At 69.8% G+C, this 13600-nt stretch carries 17 protein-coding genes; 11 read left to right on the top strand and 6 right to left on the bottom strand.

Features of this window, described 5'->3' with window-relative positions:
• Nucleotides 1-33: 33 nt before the first annotated feature.
• Both P696_RS0107170 and P696_RS0107165 read right to left on the bottom strand, forming a co-directional pair.
• Complete coding sequence (locus tag P696_RS0107170; protein WP_026411798.1) at nucleotides 34-369, bottom strand: hypothetical protein; 336 nt, start codon at nucleotides 367-369, stop codon at nucleotides 34-36.
• Between the two features lie 201 nt (nucleotides 370-570).
• Nucleotides 571-1374, bottom strand: coding sequence for a nucleotidyltransferase domain-containing protein (locus tag P696_RS0107165; protein ID WP_026411797.1), 804 nt, complete (start codon nucleotides 1372-1374; stop codon nucleotides 571-573).
• 105 nt (nucleotides 1375-1479) lie between these two features.
• Here P696_RS0107165 and P696_RS57345 point away from each other — a divergent pair, with 105 nt between their 5' ends.
• From P696_RS57345 to P696_RS0107125, 8 genes are all read left to right on the top strand, one after another.
• Nucleotides 1480-1935, top strand: coding sequence for a helix-turn-helix domain-containing protein (locus P696_RS57345; protein WP_245627544.1), 456 nt, complete (start codon nucleotides 1480-1482; stop codon nucleotides 1933-1935).
• 122 nt (nucleotides 1936-2057) lie between these two features.
• Entirely contained in the window at nucleotides 2058-2408 is a 351-nt protein-coding gene (locus P696_RS57340; RefSeq protein ID WP_245627543.1) for a VOC family protein, read from the top strand.
• A gap of 151 nt (nucleotides 2409-2559) precedes the next feature.
• Nucleotides 2560-3330 carry an ABC transporter ATP-binding protein gene (locus P696_RS0107150; protein ID WP_051467011.1) on the top strand — a complete coding sequence of 257 codons (771 nt, stop codon included), beginning with the start codon at nucleotides 2560-2562 and terminating at the stop codon, nucleotides 3328-3330.
• A complete protein-coding gene (locus P696_RS0107145; protein WP_051467010.1) occupies nucleotides 3327-5828 on the top strand; it encodes an ABC transporter permease in 2502 nt (833 codons plus the stop codon). The genes P696_RS0107150 and P696_RS0107145 overlap by 4 nt, the downstream gene beginning before the upstream one ends.
• 19 nt (nucleotides 5829-5847) lie before the next feature.
• Entirely contained in the window at nucleotides 5848-7020 is a 1173-nt protein-coding gene (locus P696_RS43835) for a sensor histidine kinase (RefSeq protein ID WP_170026335.1), read from the top strand.
• Nucleotides 7017-7667 carry a response regulator gene (locus P696_RS0107135; RefSeq protein WP_026411793.1) on the top strand — a complete coding sequence of 217 codons (651 nt, stop codon included), beginning with the start codon at nucleotides 7017-7019 and terminating at the stop codon, nucleotides 7665-7667. The genes P696_RS43835 and P696_RS0107135 overlap by 4 nt, the downstream gene beginning before the upstream one ends.
• Nucleotides 7668-7834: 167 nt before the next feature.
• Nucleotides 7835-8086 carry a hypothetical protein gene (locus P696_RS0107130; RefSeq protein WP_026411792.1) on the top strand — a complete coding sequence of 84 codons (252 nt, stop codon included), beginning with the start codon at nucleotides 7835-7837 and terminating at the stop codon, nucleotides 8084-8086.
• A gap of 149 nt (nucleotides 8087-8235) precedes the next feature.
• On the top strand, nucleotides 8236-9384 hold the full coding sequence (locus tag P696_RS0107125) for a methyltransferase domain-containing protein (RefSeq protein WP_064743915.1): 1149 nt from the start codon (nucleotides 8236-8238) through the stop codon (nucleotides 9382-9384).
• A gap of 103 nt (nucleotides 9385-9487) precedes the next feature.
• On the opposite strand, the gene P696_RS0107120 is transcribed toward P696_RS0107125, so the two are convergent.
• Nucleotides 9488-9844 carry a hypothetical protein gene (locus tag P696_RS0107120; RefSeq protein ID WP_026411790.1) on the bottom strand — a complete coding sequence of 119 codons (357 nt, stop codon included), beginning with the start codon at nucleotides 9842-9844 and terminating at the stop codon, nucleotides 9488-9490.
• Nucleotides 9845-10145: 301 nt separating this feature from the next.
• Here P696_RS0107120 and P696_RS57335 point away from each other — a divergent pair, with 301 nt between their 5' ends.
• On the top strand, nucleotides 10146-11144 hold the full coding sequence (locus tag P696_RS57335) for a DUF6082 family protein (protein WP_281174924.1): 999 nt from the start codon (nucleotides 10146-10148) through the stop codon (nucleotides 11142-11144).
• On the opposite strand, the gene P696_RS0107110 is transcribed toward P696_RS57335, so the two are convergent.
• The 3 genes from P696_RS0107110 to P696_RS0107105 all read right to left on the bottom strand — a co-directional run bounded on the left by P696_RS0107110 (nucleotide 11119) and on the right by P696_RS0107105 (nucleotide 12490).
• A complete protein-coding gene (locus tag P696_RS0107110; RefSeq protein WP_026411788.1) occupies nucleotides 11119-11325 on the bottom strand; it encodes a DUF397 domain-containing protein in 207 nt (68 codons plus the stop codon). The genes P696_RS57335 and P696_RS0107110 overlap by 26 nt on opposite strands.
• An 88-nt stretch (nucleotides 11326-11413) precedes the next feature.
• Entirely contained in the window at nucleotides 11414-11617 is a 204-nt protein-coding gene (locus P696_RS54035; protein ID WP_084336920.1) for a DUF397 domain-containing protein, read from the bottom strand.
• Between the two features lie 18 nt (nucleotides 11618-11635).
• On the bottom strand, nucleotides 11636-12490 hold the full coding sequence (locus P696_RS0107105; protein WP_026411787.1) for a helix-turn-helix domain-containing protein: 855 nt from the start codon (nucleotides 12488-12490) through the stop codon (nucleotides 11636-11638).
• A 292-nt stretch (nucleotides 12491-12782) separates the two neighbouring features.
• On the opposite strand from P696_RS0107105, the gene P696_RS0107100 reads away from it, so the two are divergent.
• Together P696_RS0107100 and P696_RS43830 are read left to right on the top strand one after the other, a co-directional pair.
• Complete coding sequence (locus P696_RS0107100) at nucleotides 12783-13094, top strand: hypothetical protein (RefSeq protein WP_026411786.1); 312 nt, start codon at nucleotides 12783-12785, stop codon at nucleotides 13092-13094.
• The gene (locus P696_RS43830; RefSeq protein ID WP_051467008.1) at nucleotides 13094-13570 is read left to right on the top strand and encodes an ATP-binding protein; all 477 of its coding nucleotides are present in this window, start codon (nucleotides 13094-13096) and stop codon (nucleotides 13568-13570) included. Before P696_RS0107100 ends, P696_RS43830 begins: the two co-directional genes overlap by 1 nt.
• Nucleotides 13571-13600 lie beyond the last annotated feature (30 nt).

The raw sequence follows: 13600 nt of genomic DNA, 5'->3' as shown, positions 1-13600 counted from the left end.
GTACGCGGGGGGCATCGCACCCGGCCGCAGCCGTCAGACGACGTCGTACGTGGAGTAGCTCTGCCAGGAGAAGTGCGGGTAGTAGTCCCGCTTCCCGCCCTGAGCGATCGCGTAGTACCGGCTGTTCGGGGGAGTGCTCCAGATGACCTGGACCTGGACGGTGCGTCCGCAGCTCACGTTCGTCGCCTGCACACCGTTGTTGTGGCCGAGGGGCCTGATCTGGACGCACCCGTGGGGACCGGCCGAAGAGACGGCCGGGCTCCCCGTCCCGCCGACCGCCCCCTGGGCGACCCCGGTGAACAGGAGCGAGCCGCTCATCGCGGCTGCCCCGGCGATGACGGTCGCCGTACCGCGCAGCGTGTTCCGCATGTCGTTCTCCTTCTGGTGGATCTGATGACCGGCAGGTCCGCGACGGCACGGCGGTGGCGGTCTCCCTCCGCACATCCAGCGCGCCGACGACCTGCGAGACCACGACAGCAGAGCGTGGACGGCAGGCACCAGAAGAAGCGGTGTCACGACGTGTCCGGGCATGTCCGCGGACACGTCAGGACAATGTGACCTGCGAAAATGTCACGCCGGACGGTCGCCACGTTCGATGACCTCGCGCAGGTACCGCACGGCGAGCTCCTCGGCGCGGTGGCGCCGTTCGAGGGTCGCCTCGTCGGCCTCAGACCACCGGCGGTACAGATCGACGGTCGCGAGGACGGCTCGTCCGGCGTCGTCGCGGTCGTAACCGCACAGCGTGGCCTGAAGGGCGCGCGCCTCCTCGGGCGCGACGGCCTCCAGGTGGCGAACACCGCGAGGGGGAGCCCCCACCCGGCGGGCGGCCAGGGGGCCGAGCACGGTCTCGCGCAGGTAGGTGAGGAAGCCGATGGTCTCGAACAGCTCGCCCCGGCCGAGCTTCGTCGCGCCGTAGTGCACCCAGATCCAGAACCGGTCTTCGATCCACTGGAGGTCGAACCCCGGAGCGTCCGGAGCCCGCCGGGAGAGGGCCCCGCTCAGGAGGCCGTCCCGCTCCCACAGGACCTCCGGGTCCTCGGTCCGCTCGCCGAAGTCGGAGACCCGGACGAACTTGAAGTCGACGTGCAGGAGCGGCGGCCCGACGAGCGTGATGATCAGCCGCGGCTCCCCGACATGCTCCCCGGTGAATCCGGCCACCAGCGAGGCCCAGGACCCGATCAGCGCGAGCCGCTCCCGCATGACCGCGTCGTACGCCTCGTCGTCGACGACCACGACCAGGTCCACGTCCGAGTACTCATCGGGGCGGCCCGTCGCGATCGACCCGGTGACCGCCACACCGGCCACGCGCGCGTCCTGACGGATCCGGGGAAGCACGTCGCTGAGGAACCCGCTGTGCAGGGAGGGAACGTCCATCCGCTTTCCTTCCGATCGGAGCAAAGCCGATCAACGTAACACCCCGCCAGTCCGGCGACCGACTCACAACGCCGCCGTTTCGTAGTGATCGCTACCGTGTGGGACATGGAACGGCGTGACATCGAGATCTTCCTGACCCTGGCCGAGGAGCTGCATTTCGGCCGGACGGCCGAACGGCTGGGAGTCAGCGGTGCCCGGGTCAGCCAGACCATCAAGCGACTGGAGCGCCGGTTCGGCGTGGACCTGTTCCAGCGGACCAGCCGCAAGGTGACGCTCACCCTGGTCGGCAGCGCGCTCCGCGACGACGTCCAGGCCGGATACCAGCGCATCCAGGACGGCATCGCCAAGGCCGTCGCCGCCGGGCGGGGCTTCACTGCTCGCGCCCGCGTCCGCCCCCGACTACCTGCTGGACGCCCTCATCCCCGCCCAGGCGCCCAGCGGACGTCCCATCACGCGCGAGCGGGTGCTGACCTCGCGGCAGGAGTTGCTGACGCTGGTCAGCGGTGGCGCGGGGATGGCCCTGGTGGGCAGCCAGGCCGCGCGGTACCACGCCCGTCCTGACATCGCCTACGTGCCCGTCACGGACCTGCCGCCGATCAAGTACGGACCCGTCTGGCCGTCCGGCGGCCTGACCAGCCGCGTGCGCACGTTCGTCGCCCTCCAAGGACGCCTTCGGCGCGGAGGTGAGCATCGAGATCCCCCGCCAGGGCGGCAAGATCGCCCACGCCGAGTTCCGGATCGGCGACGCGGTCTTCATGCTCCGCGACGAACACCCCGAGTACCGCTTCCGCAGCCCGAGGACGATCGGCGGCACCCCGGTCAACTTCCTCGTCTTCGTCCCAGACGTCGAGGCCCTGACCGAACGCGCCACCGCCGCCGGAGCACAGGTCATCCGTCCAGTCGAAATGCAGTTCCACGGCGACCTGCAAGCCGAACTCGAAGACCCCTTCGGCCACTCCTGGTTCCTCACCACCCGCGTCGCCGACATGAACGCCCACGAACTCCAGGAAACCGCATCAGCCGTGAACCTCTGACCCGCCCCCAGCCACGAGCTCAAAGGTCAAGGCCACTTCCGAACCCGAGTGGCCTTGGGCGTGCGTCCCGGCTCGGGTGTCTACTTTGGTTGACGCGGTCGACAACGTCACGGGCTTTCGGGGGTGAGCGCCGTCGTCGGACGCTGGGAGCATGACACGAGAGTTGAGACCGGCTCCCGCCGTGGACGCCTCCAACGTCGTCGCGCGTGCGACGGCACTGTGCAAGTCCTATGGCGTGGGGGAGGCGCGGGTCGTCGCGCTGGACCGGGTGGACGTGGCGGTCCGGGCGGGGGAACTCACCGCGATCATGGGGCCCTCCGGGTCCGGCAAGTCCACGCTGATGCACTGCCTGGCCGGGCTGGACTCGGCCGACGGCGGTGAGATCTGGATCGGCGACACCGAGATCACCGCGCTGGACGACCGGGAGCTGACCCGGTTGCGCCGGGACCGGATCGGTTTCGTGTTCCAGGCGTTCAACCTGGTGCCGACGCTGACCGCGCTGGAGAACATCACGCTGCCGCTGGACATCGCCGGCCGTAGGCCGGAGCCGGGCTGGTTCACGCGGGTGGTCGACGCGGTCGGGCTGGGGGACCGGCTCGGGCACCGGCCGAGTGAGCTGTCGGGCGGCCAGCAGCAGCGGGTCGCGTGCGCGAGGGCGCTGGTCGCCCGACCGCGGATCGTCTTCGCCGACGAACCGACCGGGAACCTGGACTCCAGGGCGGGGGCCGAGGTCCTGGACCTGATGCGGCTGGGCGTGGACACCTTCGGCCAGACGATCGTCATGGTGACCCACGATCCGGTCGCCGCCTCCTATGCCGACCGGGTGCTGTTCCTGGCCGACGGCCGGGTCGTGGAGGAGATGGCCGATCCGAGCGCCGAGAAGGTGCTGGAGCGGATGAAGCGCGCCGAAGGGGCGCGATGATGCTCCGGCTCACGCTGCGGAGTCTGGCGGCGCACCGCCTGCGGCTGCTGCTGACCGCGGTCTCGGTGGTCCTCGGTGTCGCGTTCGTCGCCGGCACACTGATCTTCACCGACACGATGGACGGCCAGGCCGGGGACATCGCCGGGCACCTGGGCCGGAACGTCGCGGTCGAGGTTCGGGCGAAGGATCCGGGCGGGAGGACCAAGGGGGTCTCGGTCCCCGTGCCGGAGTCCGTCCTGGACGGCGTCCGCGGGGTCGCCGGGGTGCGGGAGCCGGTGGGCGTCGTCACCGGATACGCGGCCCTGGTGGGCAAGGACGGGACGGCGGTCGCCGCGCAGGGGGCTCAGAACCCCGGTTCGGTCTCGCAGACGGGCGGCAACTGGATCCCGGGTGGCGACCACCCGCTGAAGACCGGGCGCGCGCCGAACGGACCGGCGGAGATGGTGGTCGACGAGGCCACCGCCAAGCGCGGAGGCTTCCGGACCGGCGACGAGGCGACCGTGCGGTTCAAGGGCGCCGACCGGCCGATGCGGATCGTCGGGCTGGTCGGTTCGGGAGATCTGGCGGGCAGGACGCTGACGCTCTTCGACACCCCGACGGCGCAGCGGCTGCTGCTGCGCCCCGGAGACTTCACCGCTGTACGGATGGCGTCGGACGGGGTGAGCGAGTCGGTCCTGCGGGGACGGGTCGCCGCCGTGCTGCCCGGCCGGCTCGAAGCGATCACCGGCACGCAACTGCGGACCGAACTGAGGAACGACCTGGCCACCCTGTCGTACGTCGGCGGCTTCCTGACGGCCTTCGCGCTGATCTCGGTGTTCGTCGGCGCCTTCGTCATCTTCAACACCTTCTCCATGCTCGTCGCCCAGCGGACGAGGGAGCTGGCGCTGCTGCGCGCCCTCGGCGCCTCGAACAAGCAGGTGTCCCGGGCGGTCCTGGGTGAGGCGTTCGCCGTGGGTGTCGTCGGTTCGACGCTCGGCCTGGCGGCCGGGACGGGGATGGCCGCGTTCCTTCAGGTGATCCTCAACGGCGGTGCCACGAGCGCGCCGGCCTTCTCCGGCACCGCGGTCGCCGCGTCCTACGTCGTCGGCACGACGGCCACCGTCGTCTCCGCCTACGTACCCGCCCGCCGCGCCGCCCGGATCCCTCCGATCGCGGCGCTTCGCGACGACGTCGCCCCGCCGCAGCGGGCACTCGGCCGACGCGTCGTCACCGGGACCGTCCTCACCGCACTCGGGGGGCTGGCCGTCCTGGCGGGGCAGCTGGGGGCCGGCCTGATGGCGAAGGCCCTGGTGGGTCTGGGAGCCACGCTGGTGTTCCTGGGAGTCACGGCGCTCTCGCCGGTCATCAGCGGCCCCGTCATCGAGCTGCTCGGCAAGGGATTTCCCCGATGGTTCGGAACCCCGGGCCTCCTGGCCAGACGCAACGCCCAGCGCAGCCCCAGGCGGACGGCCGCCACGGCGGGGGCGTTGATGGTCGGCCTGGCCCTGGTCGGCACCGTCAACGTGCTCGGCGCTTCGATGAAGGCGTCCGTCAGCCGGCAGATCGAGAGTTCGTTCGTCGACGACTACTTCGTCCTCCCCGTCCGGGGGAGCTCCATCGACGCGGACGCGATCAGGCGGGCGGCCTCGACGCCCGGCATCGAGCGGACCACCCCGACCTACACGGGCACGGTCGACCTCAACGGATCCAGGCTCGAGTACAGCGCCGGGGACCTGCCCACGATCATGGCGCCCGTCGCGCACCGGATGGCGGCCGGCGATCTCAACGCTGGAACCGACGGGGTACTGGTCGAGAGCGATGTCGCCTCCGCCCACCATTGGAAGGTGGGGACGATCCTGTCGGCGCGGTTCCCCGACGGCGGGGGGCAGGACGTGCGCGTCGCGGGCATCTACCCCTTGGTCGGTCTCGGGAACGTCATGCTTCCCGAGTCCCTCTACAAGGCCCACACTCCGCTTCCGGCCGCCCACTCGCTGAGCCTCAAGGTCAGGACCGCGGACGCGGCCACCCTGCGGGCCCTCCGCCGGTCCCTGGCCGGATATCCCGACCTGGGGATCTATGACCGTTCGGGGTGGAAGAAGGAGAAGGTTCAGAGCCTGGACCAGATGACCACCCAGATCACTCTGCTGCTGGCGCTGTCGGTCGTCATCGCCGCGATCGGGGTGGCCAACACGCTGGCGCTGTCGGTGTTCGAGCGGACGAGGGAGCTCGGCCTGCTCCGCGCGGTCGGCGTCGACCGGGGTCAGCTGCGCCGCATGATCCGCCTGGAGTCGATCCTGATCGCCCTGTTCGGCGCGGTGCTCGGACTGCTCATCGGCCTGGGCTTCGGCATCGCCCTCCAGCACGCCATGGCCGGTCTGGGGTTCGACGTGCTGGTGGTCCCGGTGGTCCCGCTCGCGCTCTGCGCGGTCCTGGCCGGGGTGATCGGCGTGGCCGCCGCCGTCTGGCCGGCCCGGCGGGCCGGGCGGATGGACGTCCTGACAGCGATCGCGCACGAGTGACATGGGTACCGTGAGCAGGGTGACGTGGTCCTTTCCGCCGCGGATCCGCCTCCCCCTGTCCGACGTCGGGTTCGCGGCCGCGGTCACGATCGCCGGTGGTGGGCTCGGGCTGGGCCCCAGCCCGTTGTCCCCCGGCCGGGGTGTGCCGTTGCCCGCCGTGATCGTGGCGGGCCTCGCCGGGCTGTCGCTGGCGTTCCGGCGCCGGTTCCCCTTCTCGGTGGCCCTGGCGTGCTCGGTCGCCGCGGTGCTCGCCTCTCCGCTCGCGCTGCCCTTCAGCCTGTACGCCCTGGCCCTTTACGGCCGTCGTCGCACGCTGCCGGGATGGGCCGCCGTCGGGGCCGTCCTGCTGGTCGCCGCGGGCGTCCACCTGTACTACGCGCGAACCGCCTGGGGAGGGGACCCCACCTGGGCCGAGATGGCGGGCGTCGTGGCCTCGGGCATCGTGGCGGTCGTAGTGGTGCCCATACTGCTCGGCCTTCACCAGAGGTCGCGGCGGCGGCTGATCGAGGCCCTGGCCGAACGGGCCGAGCGGGCCGAGATCGAGCAGGAGCTCCGGGCCGATCAGGCCCGGCTGGAGGAACGGGCCCGGCTGGCGGGGGAGATGCACGACGTGGTCACCCACCGGGTCAGCCTGATGGTGCTGCAGGCGACGTCGCTGCGTACCCGCGCCCCCGACCAGGAGGTGAGAGCCGCGGCCGAGGACATACGCGTGGTCGGCAGGCAGGCGATGAGGGAGCTGCGAGAACTCGTCGGAGTGCTCCGCTCGCAGGATCAGGTGGGGACCGTGCTCGACGACAAGGCCGACGTATTGGATGTGTCGGACCTGGTCGCCGACTCCCGATCCGCCGGGATCGGCGTCGAACTGGCCACCCACGGGGAGCCGCTCCCCGCCGAGCCCGCCGTCCGGCGCACGGCGTACCGGATCGTCCAGGAGGGGCTCACCAACGTGCACAAGCACGCGCCCGAAGCCGACGTCCGCGTTCAGGTGCGCTACGACGCCGGATGGATCCACATCGCGGTGCGCAACACGGCCTCGTCCGGCGGGCCCGACGTCGAGCTGGGCGAGGGCGGAACCGGGCTGGAGGGACTGCGCCAGCGCGTCGACCTGGTAGGCGGCCGCCTGCACGCCTCCCCGCACCCCGACGGCGGATTCGAGCTCAAGGCGGCGCTGCCCGTGGACGGACGACCATGATCAAGGTGCTGATCGTCGACGACGACCGGCTGGTCTGCGCGCACCTGCGGATCATCCTCCAGGACGCGCCGGACCTGACGGTGGTGGGCGTGGCGCACGACGGTGCCGAGGCGGTGGAGTCCGTTGTCCGGCTGGCCCCGGACGTCGTGCTCATGGACCTGCACATGCCGGGCGTGGACGGGCTGACCGCCACCGAGCGCATCGCACGCCTGGCCGATCCGCCCAGGGTCATCGCCCTGACCACCTTCGACCTCGACCGGTACGTGGTCCAGATGATCGACGCGGCCGCGGCCGGCTTCCTCCTCAAGGACACCCCTCCCGAAGACCTCATCGCCCTCGTCCGCGTCGCCGCCCAGGGCCACACTGTCCTGTCACCAGGCCCCACCAAACGACTGGCCGCCGCGTCCGCCCAGCACCAGGCCACCCTCCGCCGCGCCCAGGCGAGAATCGCCGACCTCACCGAGCGGGAACTGGAGATCCTGGCCTGCATCGGAGCGGGCCTGTCCAACGCCGAGATCGCGGAACGCGTGCACCTCAGCGAGACCACCATCAAGACCTACGTCTCCCGAATGCTGACCAAACTCGACTGCACCAACCGCACCCAGGCCGCCAGACTCGCCTTCCACGCCGACCTGACCCCACCCTGACCCACCCAGCCCAGCCCTCGGCCGCGTACTTACCGTGGTGCTGCACACTCGTGCTGCCCAGCTGCCAAGGTCGCGCGCGCAGATATCTTGCTCGGCTCACCTGTGCGGCGGGAAGGTGGTGCTCCCGGCGTGCCACGCCTGGGGCACCCCCGACTCGGGAGGGCGTCATGGCACTGCGTTTCCTCGGCAAGGACCCGGACAGCAAGGACGGCGACTCGCCTTCGTTCTGGCACGACGACGCGGACGGCAGCCTGGTGGTGCAAGGGTGGACGGTGGAGGACCCGGCGGTGGTGGCCGAGCTCCTGACGACTTCCGGTCGTGACCACATCCCGTCGAACGAGGCCGTCGTCCGGATTCCGGGCCGCCTCCTGCCGTTACTCAAGGAGCTGATGAATGACGACGGGCCAGACACCCGCTGACCTGCTGGGGTCGGCGCGGGCCAGCGCTGTCCACCTGGAAATGCGCGACGTGTACGCCGTGGACGGAGAGGAATCGGAGTTCAAAGCCGGTCCCGCCGAAGGAGCCCAAGGACCCGCCTGGCGGCGGCAGACACGAGAAGGGCAAGTAGGTGGCCGGCGCCACGGAGTTGTCGGCCCGGCTTATCGAGAGCCTCGCCGATGCCGGAGCACTCACCCCGGACTGGCGTCCGGCCTTCAAGGCGGTGCCCCGGCACCGGTTCGTGCCCGACACCGTGTGGATCGAGGACGGTGACCGGCTGGTGCCGGTGCGGCGTGCCGACGACGAGGCCGCATGGCTGGAGCTGTGCTACGCCAACGAAGCGCGGATCACCCAGGTGGACGATGGAGTTCCGGCCGAGCCGGGGCAGGTAGGCCATGAGATCACCAGCTCGGCCAGCCGCCCCGGTGTCGTGGCGTCGATGCTGGCGGCGTTGGATGCCGAGCCGGGCCTGAACGTGCTGGAGATCGGCACGGGGACGGGGTGGAACGCCGCGCTGCTGGCCGAACGGCTCGGGGCCGGCCGGGTGACCTCGGTGGAGGTGGATCCGGTGCTGGCCGACCGCGCCCGCCACGTGCTGCGGAACGCGGGCCATCAGGTCACGGTCACGACCGGGGACGGCGTGTTGGGGCACCCGGAACGCGGGCCCTTCGACCGTGTGATCGCCACGGTGGCGGCCGACCGTGTGCCGCCTGCGTGGGCGGCCCAGACGCGGCCGGGCGGACGGGTACTGGTGCCGTGGGCCACCGATTTCCACAACGGCGCACTGGTGTCGTTCACAGTGAACCGAGACGCCACGATGCGTGGCCGGATCGTGGGGAACGTGGCGTTCATGAGGCTCCGCGACCAGCGCGGCAAGCGGCCCAGGCTGGCCCGCGACGTGCGCGAGGTCTCCAATGCGCGCCGGTCGTTCACTGAACCGCACCCCTACGACGTGGTCGGCGAGTACGACGTGTCGCTGGCGGTCGGGCTCAAGGTCCCCCGATGCAAGCTCGTCGTCCAGCACCAGGACGACGGCGCGTACACGGTGTGGCTGGTCGATCCATGGTCAGGCTCGTGGGCCAGCCTGGAGGTCGAGCCGGGCGCGGAGAAGTTCCCGGTTCGCCAGTCCGGCGACCGAGACCTGTGGCAGGAAGTGGAGGACGCCTACCATTGGTGGGACGACCTCGACCGTCCCACCGCCGACCGATGGGGCCTCACCGTCACTCCACAGGACCAGCACGTCTGGCTCGACGCCGAAGCCAACCGCATCGACAGGTAAGAGCCACCCGTCCCGGGCCGTCCCCGATGGGGCGGCCCATCAACACGCGCACCCGCGAGGACGGGCCGAACCACGTGGAACGGCTTCCGCGCATGGCTGAGGCTCACAGGGACCCGGTGTTGGAGCTGCGCTCATCGCTGACAGTCTCCAGGAGCCTGCCCAAGCGTCGGACCTCGGCTAACAGCCGGGGAACGTCGCGACGGGCGTCCGCGATGAACTGGGCGTTCTGGTCCCAAAGGTCGTCCGCCGCATCGACGTAGCGCGGTTCTTGGACGAGGGTGGCCGCCACGATCTGGCCGTGGTCAAAGGCCGGCCAACGCTCACCCCGACCGGTGTCGGGCACGGTGCTGACCGCCACCAGGCACATCGCATTGACGTCATCGAGCTGCCTGATGTACCAGGTGCCGGGAGTCGCCGCCTCAGCGCCTTCCTCGATAGAGTCCAGCTCTTCGTCCGACATAGGCGCGATCGAATCCCCTGCGACACCCCTCCGTTTCGCCCGCGAAAGCCTCCGCGAGTCTGCCCATGCCGCTGAACGCAGCCAGCCCTTAGCGGGTGAGCTGGGGCCGGGCCCGTCGGCTACCAGACCGGCGGCTGGCTCACCCGGTCCCCGAAGGTGCTTCATGCCCTGGCGGACATCGCTACCGAATTGCGCACCCACGGCGAACAGGTGCAGCCGCTGGAAAGCGATCCGGACACATTCCGTGCTTAGCAGGGCGGTGCCGTGACAAATGGAATGAGGAGCGCCCTCCCCAAGAGGCATCGCCGCCGCCCTCCTCATGCAGGGCCGCGAGCTGCGAAACCAGCGCGAGGAGCTGAGGATCACCCAGGAGGAACAGACGCGCAGCGGCGAACTCGTGATGCGTGAGCTGCACACCGATCTGATCAAGATGGCCATCGAGGACGGCGAGCTCCGCTCGGTCTGGCCCGCCCCCGCTCCTGGTGAGCAGACGACCCGCAAGTACCACTACTGCAATCTGATCCTCAACCTTCAGAAGGTCGCCTACGAGACTCACACGATCGAGCTCCCAGAACTCCGCAACGCCCTGCGGTTTCTCATGACCAGCCCGGACATGCGCGCCTTCTGGTCTCGAAGCCGTCAGTCACGCGTCTCCATCACCGACGGCGACGACGCTGAGGACACCTTCACAGCAGAGGTGGACACGGCATACACCATCACCCCATGGGGCGGCACAGCACCTGCCGGTTCGTCATGGTGGGCTTACGGCGCGGGGTTCACTGCCCTTGAGGGCCCGCTCAGTGGGTGCGTCGGCGGCCTATACCGGGTCATCGGTCTGCCAGGGGTAGAGGAACTGGTCGGGGCGCAGCTCCCACGCGTCGAGGGCGGCGATCAGTTCTGGCTCGTCGTCGGCGGTCGCGGACCGGATCAGGACGGCGTCGATGTCGTAGTCGAAACCGCTGATGCGGTCGGCCTCGTACTCCCAGTGCTCCAGGCGAAACGCGCGAGCGCGGTCGCTTCGCTTCCAGCCTTGTCGGTGCGCTTCAGCGTCGGCGTGGCTGGCAACCGGGGTGATGGCGATGAATGCCCGCCGACCAGGCTGGGACGCGGGCACTTCGGCGACCACGCGCTGCCCCAGCCGCAAAGCGTTCAACTTGTCGGCGGGCCATCGGCGTTCGCTGTCGGGTGGACGGCTTGGCGTGCTCATGCGGCGATTGTCTCTGCCGTACGTAAAGGTGTTCTGGCCTGCGGTGCGGACGAGATGCGTCGAGTGGTCAGAGGTCGTGGCTGCCGTGCTTGACGTCCTGGCTGAACGCCTGCCACGCCTCGAGCGTGAATGCGAGGTTCCCGCCGCTGGGGTTCTTACTGTCGCGGACCGCGATCACGGTGGGGACGCATGCGACTTCGACGCATGCGCCGCCCGATCCGTTGCTGTGGCTGCTCTTGCGCCACTCGGCGTGGGACAGGTTGGGCGTGGTCATCTTGCACCCTCCTCCAGAGGTGCTCGGCAGGCCTGATCGGCAGGTTCCGACTGGGGCTGACGAGGCGGACGGCATGCCTTTCGGGTGTTCAGAGGTCGTGGGTGCCGTGCTTGACGTCCTGGCTGAATGCTTGCCATGCCTGGAGCGTGAATACGAGGTTTCCGCCACCGGGGTTCTTGCTGTCTCGGACGGCCATGACCTGGGACAGGCGTGCTACGGCGACGCAAGCCCCGCTCTGTTGGCTGCGCCGACTCGTGCGCCAGACTGCAGGGGACAGACCTAGAGCATTCATCCCGCAACCCCTCTGCGGTCAACGAAGTTCGCGGATCGCTGCATTCAGCATAACGCGGGTGTCATCGGGGCTCAGGGCGACCGCTCGCAGGTGATCGAACGCGGTGGTATATCGGGCAACGTCCTCAGGCTTGTCCACCCAGAGATCGCCCCCGATGGTCTCCATGTAGACGACATCCACGTCCGCTGGATCGGGGAACTCGAGCACGATGAACGAGCCGGTGGTGCCGGGGTGCGCACCGACGCGGCTTTCCACGACCTGCACCGTCGTCTTGCCGTCGCTGCTGTTGACCAGGTGCTCGAGCTGAGCCCTCAGGACCGACTTGCCTCCAACCTGTCGTCGTATGGCGGCCTCGTCGAGGATCGCCCACAACTGGGGACGGTTCTGCTTGGCGAGCACCTGCTGGCGGGTGATCCGAACCTCCACGAGGCGCTGGATCTCCTCTGGATCCAGCTCCAGGGGACCGCAGCGGATGAGTTCGCGGGCGTAGTCCTCGGTTTGAAGGAGCCCGGGGATCACGGCAAGTTCGAAGCTATTGATGGTCGAGGCTTCTGACTCCATGCCGACGTAGAACTCGTACTTGCTCGGCAGGACGTCCCGGTAGGAGTACCACCACCCGCGCTTGCGCGCTTCCTTCGCCAGCTGGACCAGGGCATCGCGCTGGGCCGTGTCCTCGACGCCATAGACCTCTACGAGGAGGCGGACGTCGTTGGGGTGCGGGCCGGTGCGTCCGGTCTCGATCCGGAAGATCTTGGTGTGGTGCCAGTCGAGGCGCTCGGCGGCCTGTCCCTGCGTGAGACCTGCGCGTTCGCGGAGCTGCTTCAACTCGGTGATGAGCTGGCGGCGCCGCGCCGTGGGGCTGTTCCCTGTCACGGAAGTACCTCCCGAGCGAGTGGATTTACAGCACTGCGGTGTGCAGCCCTGCAATCTCGTGCTATTCATGTTGCTGAGTGACAGGAGCATGACACAGCGTGAGGTGCGGCGTGGTGCGGATCGGGGTTCTGACCCTCGCTCGCGCTGTCGCATGCGTGGAGGACGGCCGCAGGGCTGCGCCGTTCACGCGTGGTCAGGTGTCCTGAGGAACAGCCCATGAACGCAGGCGGCCCCGACACAAGGTGCGGTCACACCGTGCCGGGGCCTTGCCCGACTGGAAGGAGTCGGACCAATGCACAACCTACCGGGCATGGTGGGGGCGGCACGTCCCTGTGAGGACGCGAGCCTGACGGCGATGCGGCTGCGGGTTCTGACCGATCTCATGGCTGACCTGCACGCGATCGATCGGGCGTCGTGGCTGGCGTATCCCTTGCACGGGGAGCCCGTCCTGTACGTCCGGGACGGAGGTGGTGAGCGTCGCCTTGCGGTTCTCGGGGTCCAGGACGCTGGTGGTGGGTGGTCGTACTGCTGGGACGGGGGGCGGACGGCTTCCGTGGACGGCACGATGCGGGCGGCTCACCAGATCGCGGCGGCGACGCGGTGATGGCCTGGGAAGTGGTCGTGGGGCCGAAGCGGCTCGCGCCTCAGCGGGAGGGCGTGCTGGACGTCCGGGAGGTGCGGGCGCAGGTTCGGGAGTGGGTCGAGCCGCTGGGCGTCGCCGACGTCGATGACCTGGAGCTGGTGACGACCGAGATCGTCACCAACGCGGTTCGGCATACGGCGTCGGGGCGTCCGGGCGGCGGAGTGGAGGTGTCCGTCCGGCTGCTGGCGGGACGGGCGGAGGCATCGGCGAGTCGGGTGCGGGTCGAGATCCTGGATGACGGTGGGGCGAGCGGGGTGCCTCGCTTTCCGGTGGACACCGATCCGCTGGAGTCGTGGGAGGAGTCGGGGCGGGGGCTGGCCATCGTGGCTGGTCTGGCCTGCCGGGCAGGTGCTTGCCGGGTCTCGGACGCACGGGCCGTCCAGCGGTGGTCGGTGTGGTTCGAGATGGCCGTTGACCTGCGGGAGGCACGCCGGTGAGGTGGACGGGCGGGATGCGGGCGTGCCGTG

This window comes from Actinomadura oligospora ATCC 43269, from assembly GCF_000518265.1.
GTDB lineage: Bacteria > Actinomycetota > Actinomycetes > Streptosporangiales > Streptosporangiaceae > Spirillospora > Spirillospora oligospora.
The sequence above is the reverse complement of the archived record's forward strand: the minus strand, read 5'-3'. Positions and strand labels throughout refer to the sequence as shown.